Origin of the sequence: Polaromonas sp. YR568 (assembly GCF_943369415.1) — a bacterium.
Taxonomy (GTDB): domain Bacteria; phylum Pseudomonadota; class Gammaproteobacteria; order Burkholderiales; family Burkholderiaceae_C; genus Polaromonas.
The window spans coordinates 16,582-28,309 of record NZ_CALRNF020000024.1 but is presented as its reverse complement, the minus strand read 5'-3'; the positions used below and the strand labels follow the sequence as shown (position 1 = coordinate 28,309).

Sequence of the window (11,728 nt, the reverse complement as noted above, 5' to 3'; positions counted from 1 at the left end):
CAAAAACAACCAATGCCCCACGCCATGGCAAGCCCGTCATCCAAGCGCAATCCGCCCACCCCTTCCCAAGACCCCTCAAAGCCGTCCCCCCACAACGTTCCGCCCAGCGCCTGGCTGCTGGCGCTTGAGTTGCGCGCATTCTGGGAATTCGGCGCCCTGCTGCCCGCCTGGCCTTTGCTGGCCCGCGCGCCGCGCGGCGACGGCCATGCCGTGATGGTGTTCCCGGGCCTCTCGGCCAACGACGCCACCACCGTGCCGCTGCGCCAGTACCTGCAGTCGCTCAATTACAAACCCTGGGGCTGGGAACAGGGTTTCAACTTCGGCCCGCGCGCCGGCGTTCTGGAAGAGGCCCGCGACAGCCTCAGCCGCACCTTTGAAGCCACGGGCCGCAAGGTCAGCCTGATCGGCTGGAGCCTGGGCGGCGTCTATGCGCGCGAACTGGCCAAGGAAATGCCCGACAAAGTGCGCTGCGTGATCACGCTGGGGACGCCCTTCGCGGGCTCGCACAAGGCCACCAATGCCTGGCGCATTTATGAACTCACCAGCGGCCAGAGCGTGGAGCGCGAATCGGAAAACTACGACCTGCCCGCCGCGCCGCCCGTGCCGACCACCAGCATCTATTCGCGCAGCGACGGCGTGGTGGCCTGGCAGGCCAGCATCCAGGCGCCCAGCGCCGCCAACCCCTACACCGAAAACATCGAAGTGCTGGCCAGCCACATCGGCATGGGCGTGAATCCCAGCGCCTGGTGGGCGGTGGCCGACCGGCTGGCGCAACCCGAAGGCGGCTGGAAGCCCTTCCCGCGCGAAGACAAGGGACGGTTGCACGGCCTGGTCTACCCGGCTCCGGCGCCAGCGGCGTAAGGCCCTTTCCGGTCCGATCAAAAAAAAGCGCCTGCAGGAAAACCTGCAGGCGCTTTTTTTCGAACCCAAGGTTCTCAGAGCTTGGCGTAGTTGGCGATGCCGTCGGTGATTTCCTTCTTGGCGGCGTCCGGGCCTTCCCAGCCCAGCACCTTGACCCACTTGCCTTCTTCCAGGTCCTTGTAGTGTTCAAAGAAATGGGAGATGGTCTTCAGGCGCAGCGGATTCATGTCTTCGGGCTTTTGCCACTGGGTGTAGAGCGAGCATTTCTTGTCGATGGGCACGGCCAGCACCTTGCCGTCTTCGCCGGCTTCGTCTTCCATCTTCAGGATGCCGATGGCGCGGCAGGTCACGACCACGCCGGGGATCAGCGGCACGGGCGTGATCACCAGCACGTCGACCGGGTCGCCGTCGCCGCTGATGGTCTTGGGCACATAGCCGTAGTTGGTCGGGTAGTGCATGGACGTGCTCATGAAGCGGTCCACGAAGATCGCGCCGGATTCCTTGTCCACCTCGTACTTCACCGGGTCGGCGTTCATCGGGATTTCGATGATCACGTTGAAGGATTCGGGAACGTTTTTACCGGGAGAAACTTTATCGAGGGACATGGTCGCTTGAGGTTTGTGTTGAAGGGAAAGAAATGAAAGGAAAGGAAATGAATGAAGACTTCAGGCCGTATGGACAAGCGCTTGAAGTAATAAGCAATGGCTACCGTCAGCTCGGTATTTACCCTCATTTTACTGATTCAGGGCTGACGCATCGCGAACTTGTCACGTTTTCGCGTTAAATTTCCCGAGTTGGCCAATCGACCTTGTCTCCATACGTGACACAGGCAACGAGGAAGCAACGCAGCGGGGGCACCGCTAGCGTGGCACCCCCTCCAAGCGAAAAACAACGTAGGAGATTTCACATGTCAGCTATGACAGGCAACTCGGCGCTCATTCTCGCGCTGGTCTGCGGACTGATCGCCGTCGGGTACGGCTTCTGGGCACGCAGCTGGATTCTTTCCCAGGACGCAGGCAACGCGCGCATGCAGGAGATTGCAGCCGCCATCCAGACCGGCGCCGCCGCTTACCTCGCGCGGCAATACAAAACCATCGCCATCGTCGGTGTCGTCCTCGCGGTGCTCATAGGCCTCTTTCTTGACGGCAAGACCGCCGCCGGCTTTGTGGTCGGCGCGGTGCTCTCGGGCGCCTGCGGCTTTATCGGCATGAACGTCTCGGTGCGCGCCAACGTGCGCACCGCACAGGCCGCCACCAAGGGCATTGGCCCCGCGCTGGACGTCGCCTTCCGCGGCGGCGCCATCACCGGCATGCTGGTCGTGGGCCTGGGCCTGCTGGGCGTGACCGGTTTTTACTGGTTCCTCGCCGGTGCGGCGCCCGCGGACGCCAAACTGCCCGCGGTGCTGAACCCGCTGATCGGCTTTGCCTTCGGTTCATCACTGATCTCGATCTTTGCCCGGCTGGGCGGCGGCATCTTCACCAAAGGCGCCGACGTGGGTGCCGACCTGGTGGGCAAGGTGGAAGCCGGCATCCCTGAAGACGACCCGCGCAACCCGGCGGTGATCGCCGACAACGTGGGCGACAACGTCGGCGACTGCGCCGGCATGGCGGCCGACCTGTTCGAAACCTATGCGGTCACGCTGATCGCCACCATGGTGCTGGGCGCCCTGTTGCTGGCCAATGCCGGCACCACGGCCGTGGCCTATCCGCTGGCGCTGGGCGGTGTCTCCATCATCGCGTCCATCATCGGCTGCTTCTTCGTCAAGGCCTCGCCCGGCATGACGAACGTGATGCCGGCGCTGTACAAAGGCCTGGCCATCGCCGGCGTGCTGTCGCTCGTCGCGTTTTATTTCGTGACCAAGGCGCTGATGCCTGACGACGCGGTGATGGCCTCCGGCACGCAGATGCGCCTGTTCGGCGCCTGCGCCGTCGGCCTGATCCTGACCGGCGCGCTGTGCTGGGTGACCGAGTACTACACCGGCACGCAATACAAGCCCGTGCAGCACATCGCGCAGGCATCGACCACCGGCCACGGCACCAACATCATTGCCGGCCTGGGCGTGTCCATGCGCTCCACCGCCTGGCCCGTGATTTTTGTCTGTATCGCCATTCTGACCTCCTACGGGCTCGCGGGCCTGTACGGCATCGCGATTGCGGCGACTTCCATGCTCAGCATGGCCGGCATCGTGGTCGCGCTGGACGCCTACGGCCCCATCACCGACAACGCCGGCGGCATCGCGGAAATGGCCGAACTGCCCAGCAGCGTGCGCGACATCACCGACCCGCTGGACGCCGTGGGCAACACCACCAAGGCCGTGACCAAGGGTTATGCCATCGGCTCCGCCGGCCTGGCCGCGCTGGTGCTGTTTGCCGATTACACGCACAAGCTCGAAGCCTATGGCGGCGTGATCAGCTTCGACCTGAGCAATCCCAAGGTCATCGTCGGCCTCTTCATAGGCGGCCTGATTCCCTACCTGTTCGGCGCCATGGCCATGGAGGCCGTGGGCCGCGCCGCCGGCGCCGTGGTGGTCGAAGTGCGCCGCCAGTTCCGAGACATCAAGGGCATCATGGACGGCACGGGCAAGCCCGAGTACGACACCGCAGTGGACATGCTGACCACGGCCGCCATCAAGGAAATGATGATCCCCTCGCTGCTGCCCGTGGTCGTGCCCATCGTGGTCGGCCTGGCGCTTGGGCCCCAGGCATTGGGCGGACTGCTGATGGGCACCATCGTGACCGGCCTCTTTGTGGCCATCTCGATGTGCACCGGCGGCGGCGCCTGGGACAACGCCAAGAAATACATTGAAGACGGCAACCACGGCGGCAAGGGCTCGGAGGCGCACAAGGCCGCCGTGACCGGCGACACCGTGGGCGACCCCTACAAGGACACCGCCGGCCCGGCCGTGAACCCGCTGATCAAGATCATCAACATCGTGGCGCTGCTGATCGTGCCGCTGGTGATGAAATTCCACAGCGGGGACGCCGCGGCGGCCCCGGCCGCGCCCATGGCGGCACCGGCGGCCATCAGCGCACCGGCCGCAACGCCTGCCGCGCCCACCATGATGGCCCCGGCGTCCACACAGGCGCCCGATACGGCGGCAACCCCGGCGCCGGCGGCTTCCAAATAAAGAAGCCCGCGCCCTTCAAAACAACAGCCCGCTCCGGCGGGCTTTTTCACGGGTCTTTGCCAAGGCGCCGTTCTTCACTTTCGCGCAAAATCATACGCATGCAACTCAATTTCATCGCCAACGCCTCCCTCCCCTCCGTCTCAGGAAAAACCATTCCCGTCATCGACCCGTCCGACGGCCAGGTCTTCGACGAGATCCAGCGCAGCAACGCGCATGACATCGACACCGCCGTGCGCAGCGCGCGCGAATGCCTGGAGCTGGTGTGGAGCCGCTTCAGCGCCGCCGAGCGCGGGCGCCTGCTGATGCGCCTGTCGGCCAAGGTGGCCGAGCATGCGGAAGAGTTGGCCCTGCTGGAGCAGCGCGACTGCGGCAAGCCCACCAAACAGGCGCGCGCCGACGCGGCGGCCCTGGCGCGCTACTTCGAGTTCTATGCCGGCGCCTGCGACAAGCTGCACGGCGACACCATTCCCTACCTCGACGGCTACAGCGTGATGACCTGGCGCGAGCCGCACGGCGTCACCGGCCATGTGATCCCCTGGAACTACCCGATGCAGATCTTCGGCCGCAGCGTGGGCGGCGCGCTGGCCGCGGGCAACGTCTGCGTGGTGAAGCCGGCCGAGGACGCCTGCCTGTCATTGATCCGCGTGGCGCAACTGGCCGCCGAGGTCGGTTTCCCGGCCGGAGCCATCAACATCGTGACCGGCTACGGCCATGAGGTGGGCGACGCGCTGGCGCGCCACAAGGGCATAGACCACATCAGCTTCACCGGCAGCCCCAGTGTGGGCACGCTGATCCAGCAGGTGGCGGCCGAGCGCCACTGCCCCGTCACGCTGGAATTGGGCGGCAAAAGCCCGCAGATCGTGTTTGCCGACGCCGACCTCGACGCCGCGATTCCCGCCATCATCAACGCCATCGTGCAAAACGCCGGCCAGACCTGCTCTGCAGGTTCGCGCCTGCTGGTGGAGCAGTCGATTTACGAACCGCTGCTGCAGCGCCTGGGCCAGGCCTTTGAAAACCTGCGCGTAGGCCCCGCGGCGATGGACCTGGACGTGGGACCGCTGATCCGGCAAAGCCAGCAGCAGCGCGTGTGGGATTTTTTGAGCGACGCGCAGGTTGCCAACATCAGCATGGTGGCCCAGGGCCAGATCGTCGACGAAGCGCCCGACACCGGCTTTTACCAGGCCCCCACGCTGTTGCGCGACGTGCCGGTGACGCACCGGCTCGCGCAGGAAGAGGTCTTCGGCCCCGTGCTGTGCGCCATGAGCTTCAAGGACGAGAACCACGCCGTGGAACTCGCCAACGCCACGCAGTTCGGGCTGGTCGCCGGCATCTGGACGCGCGACGGCGCGCGCCAGTTTCGCATGGCCAAACGTGTCAAAAGCGGCCAGGTCTTCATCAACAACTACGGCGCCGGCGGCGGCGTGGAACTGCCCTTCGGCGGCGTGAAGTCATCGGGCTACGGGCGAGAAAAAGGCTTTGAGGCGCTGTACGGCTTCACGACCCTCAAGACGGTGGCGGTCCGCCACGGCTGAGCACCCCCATCGGGTTTCAACGGCGTCAACGGCTCCACAGGCTCAAGGCGCCGGGATGTAATAAGCTCACGTATCAATTCAAAAAACGCATAAACCTGGAGACAAACCCATGCGGGTCAAAGACAAATCCATCATCGTGACCGGCTCCGGAGGCGGCATCGGTGAAGGCATCGCCCGGCGGCTCGCGGCCGAAGGCGCCAAGGTCATCGTCAACGACATCAATGTCGCGCTCGGCGAAAAAGTCGTGGCCGCCATCGTCAAGGCCGGCGGCACGGCCTCGTTCTTCGCGGCCGACGTGACGAAATCCGCCGAGGTCAAGGCCCTGGTCGACGCCGCCGTGCAGCGTTACGGCCGGCTCGACGTGATGGTCAGCAATGCCGGCTGGACGCACCGCAACCAGCCCGCGCTGGACGTCAGCGAAGACGACTTCGACAAGTGCTACGCCATCAACGTCAAAAGCATCTACCTGGCCACCATCCACGCCACGCCGGTGTTCCGCAGCCTGGGGGGCGGCAGCTTCATCAACATCGCCTCCACGGCCGGCGTGCGCCCGCGCCCGGGCCTGACCTGGTACAACGGCTCCAAGGGGGCGGTCATCACCACCTCCAAGTCACTGGCGGCCGAACTGGGCCCCGACAACATCCGCGTGAACTGCATCAACCCGGTGTTCAACCCCGACACGGGCCTGTCCGCCGAATTCGCCGGCGGCCCGCTGGACGAGGAGCGCAAGGCGCGCTTTCGCGCCAGCATCCCGCTGGGGCGGTTTTCGACGGCGCTGGACGTGGCCAATGCGGTGCTTTACCTGGCCAGCGACGAGGCGGATTTCATCAGCGGTGTGTGTATTGAGGTCGACGGCGCCCGGTGTGTATAGCCCCCACGCTCCCCACTGCGTGTGGTTCGCTGCCCCCCCGAGGGGGCCGCTGCGCCTGCGGCCCGGCAAAGCCGGTTCCGCGGCCCCTGCTTGAAGGAGAGTCCCCTGGTGGCGGGGGCCAATAACGCTCAAGCCCTGGGGACAAAGCCGCTTTTTAGGGCTTCGGGCGGCCTAATGGAGTAAATTCGCCCTCAGGGCCCCACATGACAAGAGACAAGGTAATTCCGCTGGCAGATATACGCTACGCAAGCCGCGTACCGCACATCCCTGCCCGCCTCTCGGCGCCTACCGGTCTTTTGAGCGACACCCTCGGCCGGCCGCTGCGGGATTTGCGCATCAGCGTGACGGACCGCTGCAACTTCCGCTGCAGCTACTGCATGCCGCGCGAGGTGTTCGACAAGGACTATGCCTTCCTGCCGCAAACCTCGCTCTTGAGCTTTGAAGAAATCACCCGCCTGGCCAAAGTCTTCGTGGCGCATGGGGTGGAAAAAATCCGGCTGACCGGCGGTGAACCGCTGCTGCGCAAGCACCTGGAAGTGCTGGTCGAAATGCTGGCCAAACTGCAGACATCCCAGGGCAAGCCGCTGGACATCACGCTGACCACCAACGCCTCGCTGCTGGCCAAAAAAGCCCAGTCGCTCAAGGACGCCGGCCTGCAGCGCGTCACCGTGAGCCTGGACGCGCTGGACGACGCCACCTTCCGCCACATGAACGACGTCGATTTCCCGGTGTCCGACGTGCTCAAGGGCATAGAGGCCGCACAAAAAGTGGGCCTCTCGCCGCTCAAGGTCAACATGGTGGTCAAGCGCGGCACCAACGACGCCGAAATCCTGCCCATGGCCCGGCACTTCCGCCACACCGGCGCGGTGCTGCGCTTTATCGAATACATGGACGTGGGCGCCACCAACGGCTGGCGCATGGACGAAGTGCTGCCCTCGGCGCAGGTGCTGGAGCGCCTGAACGCCGAATTTCCCCTCAGCGCCATCGACCCCAACTACACGGGCGAAACCGCCGAGCGCTGGCGTTATGCCGACGGCGCGGGCGAGCTCGGCGTGATCAGCAGCGTGACCCAGGCTTTTTGCGGCGACTGCAACCGGGCGCGGCTGTCCACCGAGGGCAAGCTGTTTTTATGCCTGTTCGCCAGCCAGGGCCAGGATTTGCGCGCCCTGCTGCGCGGCGGCTATGCCGACGACCAGATCGCGGCGGCCGTGGCTCATATCTGGCAGGGGCGCGACGACCGCTATTCGGAGTTGCGTGCCGCGTTGCCGGCCGACACCAGTGCTCCTGACAGCGGCATCAAGCGCGTCGAGATGAGCTACATCGGAGGCTGACTTGACAGCCCACAGCCACAACAACGCTTCGCTCCACGCCGAAGCCATTACCGGCGTGATCCTGGCCGGCGGGCGCGGTTCACGCATGGGCGGGGCCGACAAGGGCCTGCAGAACTTCAACGGCGTGCCGCTGGCCTTGCACACGCTGATGCGGTTGTCCCCGCAGGTCGGCGAGGTCATGATCAACGCCAACCGCAACCTGGCCGCCTATGAGGCCTTCGGTGTGCCTGTCTGGCCCGACAGCACCAGCCTGGGCGAATTCGCCGGGCCGCTGGCCGGCTTCCTCACGAGCCTGGAGCGCTGCGAAACGCCCTACCTTCTTACCGTGCCCTGCGACACGCCGCTGTTCCCCGAAGACCTGGTGGCGCGACTGGCCGAAGCCTTTGTACGGGATGGCGCCGACTTCGCCGTGGCCGCCGCGCCTGAGGAAGACGGCCAGCTCAGGCCGCAGCCGGTGTTTTGCCTGATGGGCACCCACATGCTCGAAAGCCTGCTGCGCTTCACCCACGGCGGCGGCCGCAAGATAAGCGCGTGGACGGCCCAGCACAAAACCGTCACCGTGCCCTTCGACAAGCCCGGCGACGATGCGCACGGCTTCTTCAACGCCAACACCCTGGCCGAACTGCACCAGCTCGAATCACGCCTGCCGTAAAGCGCGTCAAGACGCCCTCCGGAGCGGGCGTTTCCCCAGGGTGATAGAACACCCCACCAGCCGGGGCCGCGGAACCGGCTTTGCCGGGCCGCAGGCGCAGCGGCCCCAGGTGTGAGGAAAGGGGCAGCGCGCCGCAGGCTCGAAGTGAAAAGCGTGGGGGGCTATTTAGCTACGTACTCGGGATGCTCAAGATGATGCGCATCCGGCTCTTCCTTCGCAATCGCCTTGTTCGCACCCGGAATCGCCTTGCGCGCAAACAGCGTGTACATCGTCGGCACGACAAACACCGCCAGCACGCTGCCCAGCGACATGCCGCCCACGATGACCCAGCCGATCTGCATGCGGCTTTCGGCGCCTGCCCCGTGCGACAGGGCCAGCGGCAAGGCGCCCAGCACCATGGCGCCTGTGGTCATCATGATGGGGCGCAGGCGCTGCGACGAGGCCTTGACCACCGCGTCAATCATTTCCATGCCCTGGCCGCGCAGCTGGTTGGTGAACTCGACGATCAAAATGCCGTGCTTGGTGATCAGGCCGACCAGCGTGATCAGCCCGATCTGCGAATAGACGTTGAGCGAGCCGCCCGTCCACTTGAGCGCCAGCAAGGCCCCCAGCATGGACAGCGGCACCGACAGCATGATCACCAGCGGGTCGACAAAGCTTTCAAACTGCGCCGCCAGCACCAGGAAAATAAACAGCAGCGCGAGCACGAAGACGATGGCCAGCGCGCCCTGCGAGTTGCGGAACTCGCGGGAAGTACCGTTCAGGTCGGTGCTGTAGCCTGTCTTGAGGATCTTCGCGGAGGTCTCGTCCATGAAGCGCAGCGCCTGGCCCAGCGAGTAGTCGCTGGACAGGCTCGCGGTGAAGGACACCGAGCGACGCTGGCCGAAGTGGTTGAGTTCGCGCGGCGAGACGCTTTCACGCACCTTCACCAGCGCCGACAGCGGGATCATGGCGTCGTTGCGCCCGCGCACATAGATGCGGTCGATGTCGTCGGGCGTGGTGCGGCCGCTGGCTTGCGTCTGCACGATGACGTCGTACTGCTCGCCGTCGCGCTTGTAGCGCGTCACGTTGCGCCCGCCCAGCAGGGTTTCAATCGCCTTGGCCACGACTTCGACGCTCACGCCCAGGTCGGCCGCCTTGTCGCGCTCGACCTCGATGCGCAGCTCGGGCTTGTTCAAGCGCAGGTCCACGTCGGTCGAGACGATGCCGGGGTTCTTGGCGATCTCGTCCAGCATCTGGCGCGTGACGGCGTTGAGGTTCTGGTAGCTGTCGGAAGTCTGGATCACGAAGTTCAGCGGCCGGTCGCGAAAGCCCTGCCCCAGCGAAGGCGGCGTGATGGTGAAGACGTTGACGCCGGGCAGCGCATTGAACTTGGGCTGCAGCTCTTTCGCCATGTCTATGGTCGAGCGCTTGCGTTCGTCCCAGTCCACCGTGCGGTACACCACGCTGGCCTGGGCCACGGTGGGGTTGCCGATGTTGGCGAAGATACGGTCGAACTCGGGGAAAGGCTCGCCGATTTTCTCCAGCGCCTTGGCGTAGCGGTTGGTGTAGTCCAGCGTGGCGCCGTCGGGCGCGGTCACGTTGGCCAGGATCACGCCGCGGTCTTCAATCGGCGAGAGCTCCTGCTTCATGGTCGGGAAAATCAGCGCGATGGCCACCGCGCTGGCCAGCATGACGCCCAGCACCATCCAGCGTGCCTGGAAGGCAAAGGCCCGGATCTTCTGGCCCCAGCCGGGCGTTGCGCCCGAAGGTTCCCAGCGTTTGGTGACGATCCAGCGCAGCAGGTTTCCGTAGCGGTCGGAGATGCCGGTCAGCACCTTTTCCATGGTGCGGTCGAAACGGTTGGGCTTGGGGTTGTGCTTGAGCAACTGGGTGCACAGCATGGGCGTGAGCGTGAGCGCCACAAAGCCCGACACCACCACCGCGCCGGCCAGCGCCAGCGCGAACTCCACAAAGAGGCGCCCGGTGCGGCCCGGCGTGAAGGCCAGCGGCGCGTACACCGCCACCAGCGTGGCCGTCATGGTGATCACGGCAAAGCCGATTTCGCGCGCGCCCTTGATGCCGGCCGAGAACGGGTCCATGCCCTCCTCGATGTGGCGGAAGATGTTCTCCAGCATCACGATGGCGTCGTCCACCACCAGGCCGATGGCCAGCACCAGCGCCAGCAAGGTCAGCGTGTTGATGGTGAAGCCCGCCAGCGCCATCAGGGCGAAGGTGCCGATCAGGCTCACCGGGATCGTCACGATGGGGATGATGGAGGCGCGCATGGTGCGCAGAAAGACAAAAATCACCAGCGCCACCAGGATGATGGCTTCGGCGATGGTGCGGTAGACGTTCTTCACCGAACGGTCGATGAACACCGAGTTGTCGTTGGCGACGTCGATCAGCATGTCGGGCGGCAGGTCGGCCTGCAGCTTGGGGAAGGCTTCGCGCACGCCCCGGGACAAGTCCAGCGGGTTTGCCGTGGCCTGGCGTATCACGCCCACCGCGACCGCGGAACGGCCGTTCAGGCGCACGGCGGTGCGCTCGTCGGCGGCGCCCTCCTGCACCCGCGCGACGTCGCGTATCTTGACCGAAAAGCCGTTGACGTTCTTGACCATGATGTCGCCGAACTGGCTGGGCCTGACCAGGTCGGTCTGCGAGGTCACGCTGAATTCGCGCTGCTGCGACTCGATGCGGCCGGCCGGCAGCTCAAGGTTGCTGCGGCGTATCGCGTCCTCCACGTCCTGCGTGGTCAGGCGGTAGGAGGCCAGCTTGTCGGTGTCCAGCCATACGCGCATCGCGTACTTGCGTTCGCCGTAGATGCGCACGTCGGCCACGCCGGTCACGGTCTGCAGGCGCGGCTTGACGATGCGGTTGACCAGGTCGTTGATCTGCAGCGGCGTCATCGACTCGCTGGAAAACGCCAGCTGGATCACCGGGAAGGCATCGGCCTCGACCTTGGCGATCACCGGCTCTTCAATCGCCTGCGGCAGGCGGTTGCGCACGCGCGAGGTGCGGTCGCGCACCTCGGCAGCGGCGGAGTCGGCGTCTTTCTCGAGCCGGAAACGCACGCTGATCTGCGCCTGGTCGGCGCGGCTGATGGAGGTGATCACGTCGACGCCGTCGATGCCGGCGATGGAATCTTCGAGCGGCTTGGTGACCTGCGATTCGATCACCTCGGCCGAGGCGCCCACGTAGCGCACGCTGACAGTCACGACGGGCTCGTCGATCTTGGGGTATTCGCGCACCGTGAGGCGGTTGAAACTGACCGCGCCTATCAGCACGATGAGCAGCGACAGCACGGTGGCGAAGACCGGGCGGCGTATGGAAACTTCAGCGAGTTGCATAAGAATCTGTGAAAGCCGGGGCGCG

At 65.3% G+C, this 11,728-nt stretch carries 9 protein-coding genes; 7 read left to right on the top strand and 2 right to left on the bottom strand.

Annotated features, from left to right (window positions below):
• Window positions 1–24 precede the first annotated feature (24 nt).
• Entirely contained in the window at window positions 25–861 is an 837-nt protein-coding gene (locus ACLV74_RS15620) for an alpha/beta hydrolase (RefSeq protein WP_411880316.1), read from the top strand.
• 74 nt (window positions 862–935) lie between these two features.
• On the opposite strand, the gene ppa is transcribed toward ACLV74_RS15620, so the two are convergent.
• Entirely contained in the window at window positions 936–1,466 is a 531-nt protein-coding gene (gene ppa / locus ACLV74_RS15615) for an inorganic diphosphatase (protein ID WP_411880315.1), read from the bottom strand.
• A gap of 47 nt (window positions 1,467–1,513) precedes the next feature.
• Between ppa and ACLV74_RS15610 the strand changes: the two genes are divergently transcribed.
• The 6 genes from ACLV74_RS15610 (at window position 1,514) to mobA (ending at window position 8,374) form a co-directional block, all read left to right on the top strand.
• Window positions 1,514–1,645 carry a hypothetical protein gene (locus ACLV74_RS15610; protein ID WP_411880314.1) on the top strand — a complete coding sequence of 44 codons (132 nt, stop codon included), beginning with the start codon at window positions 1,514–1,516 and terminating at the stop codon, window positions 1,643–1,645.
• A gap of 132 nt (window positions 1,646–1,777) precedes the next feature.
• On the top strand, window positions 1,778–3,988 hold the full coding sequence (locus ACLV74_RS15605) for a sodium-translocating pyrophosphatase (RefSeq protein WP_411880380.1): 2,211 nt from the start codon (window positions 1,778–1,780) through the stop codon (window positions 3,986–3,988).
• Window positions 3,989–4,086: 98 nt separating this feature from the next.
• Entirely contained in the window at window positions 4,087–5,520 is a 1,434-nt protein-coding gene (locus ACLV74_RS15600; RefSeq protein ID WP_411880313.1) for an aldehyde dehydrogenase family protein, read from the top strand.
• Between the two features lie 109 nt (window positions 5,521–5,629).
• Window positions 5,630–6,391 (top strand): SDR family oxidoreductase, encoded by a 762-nt coding sequence (locus ACLV74_RS15595; protein ID WP_411880312.1) that lies wholly within the window; start codon window positions 5,630–5,632, stop codon window positions 6,389–6,391.
• A 203-nt stretch (window positions 6,392–6,594) separates the two neighbouring features.
• Window positions 6,595–7,722: a GTP 3',8-cyclase MoaA gene (gene moaA / locus ACLV74_RS15590; protein ID WP_411880311.1), complete on the top strand. Its 1,128-nt coding sequence runs from the start codon at window positions 6,595–6,597 to the stop codon at window positions 7,720–7,722.
• A 1-nt stretch (window position 7,723) separates the two neighbouring features.
• Entirely contained in the window at window positions 7,724–8,374 is a 651-nt protein-coding gene (gene mobA, locus ACLV74_RS15585; protein WP_411880310.1) for a molybdenum cofactor guanylyltransferase MobA, read from the top strand.
• 161 nt (window positions 8,375–8,535) lie between these two features.
• On the opposite strand, the gene ACLV74_RS15580 is transcribed toward mobA, so the two are convergent.
• Window positions 8,536–11,703 carry an efflux RND transporter permease subunit gene (locus tag ACLV74_RS15580; RefSeq protein ID WP_411880309.1) on the bottom strand — a complete coding sequence of 1,056 codons (3,168 nt, stop codon included), beginning with the start codon at window positions 11,701–11,703 and terminating at the stop codon, window positions 8,536–8,538.
• Window positions 11,704–11,728 lie beyond the last annotated feature (25 nt).

Coding starts and splice junctions, on each gene's coding strand:
- moaA (WP_411880311.1), top strand. CDS start 6,595: ATGACAAGAGACAAGGTAATTCCGCTGGCAGATATACGCTACGCAAGC.
- ACLV74_RS15580 (WP_411880309.1), bottom strand. CDS start 11,703: ATGCAACTCGCTGAAGTTTCCATACGCCGCCCGGTCTTCGCCACCGTG.
- ACLV74_RS15620 (WP_411880316.1), top strand. CDS start 25: ATGGCAAGCCCGTCATCCAAGCGCAATCCGCCCACCCCTTCCCAAGAC.
- ACLV74_RS15595 (WP_411880312.1), top strand. CDS start 5,630: ATGCGGGTCAAAGACAAATCCATCATCGTGACCGGCTCCGGAGGCGGC.
- ACLV74_RS15605 (WP_411880380.1), top strand. CDS start 1,778: ATGACAGGCAACTCGGCGCTCATTCTCGCGCTGGTCTGCGGACTGATC.
- ppa (WP_411880315.1), bottom strand. CDS start 1,466: ATGTCCCTCGATAAAGTTTCTCCCGGTAAAAACGTTCCCGAATCCTTC.
- ACLV74_RS15600 (WP_411880313.1), top strand. CDS start 4,087: ATGCAACTCAATTTCATCGCCAACGCCTCCCTCCCCTCCGTCTCAGGA.
- ACLV74_RS15610 (WP_411880314.1), top strand. CDS start 1,514: ATGAATGAAGACTTCAGGCCGTATGGACAAGCGCTTGAAGTAATAAGC.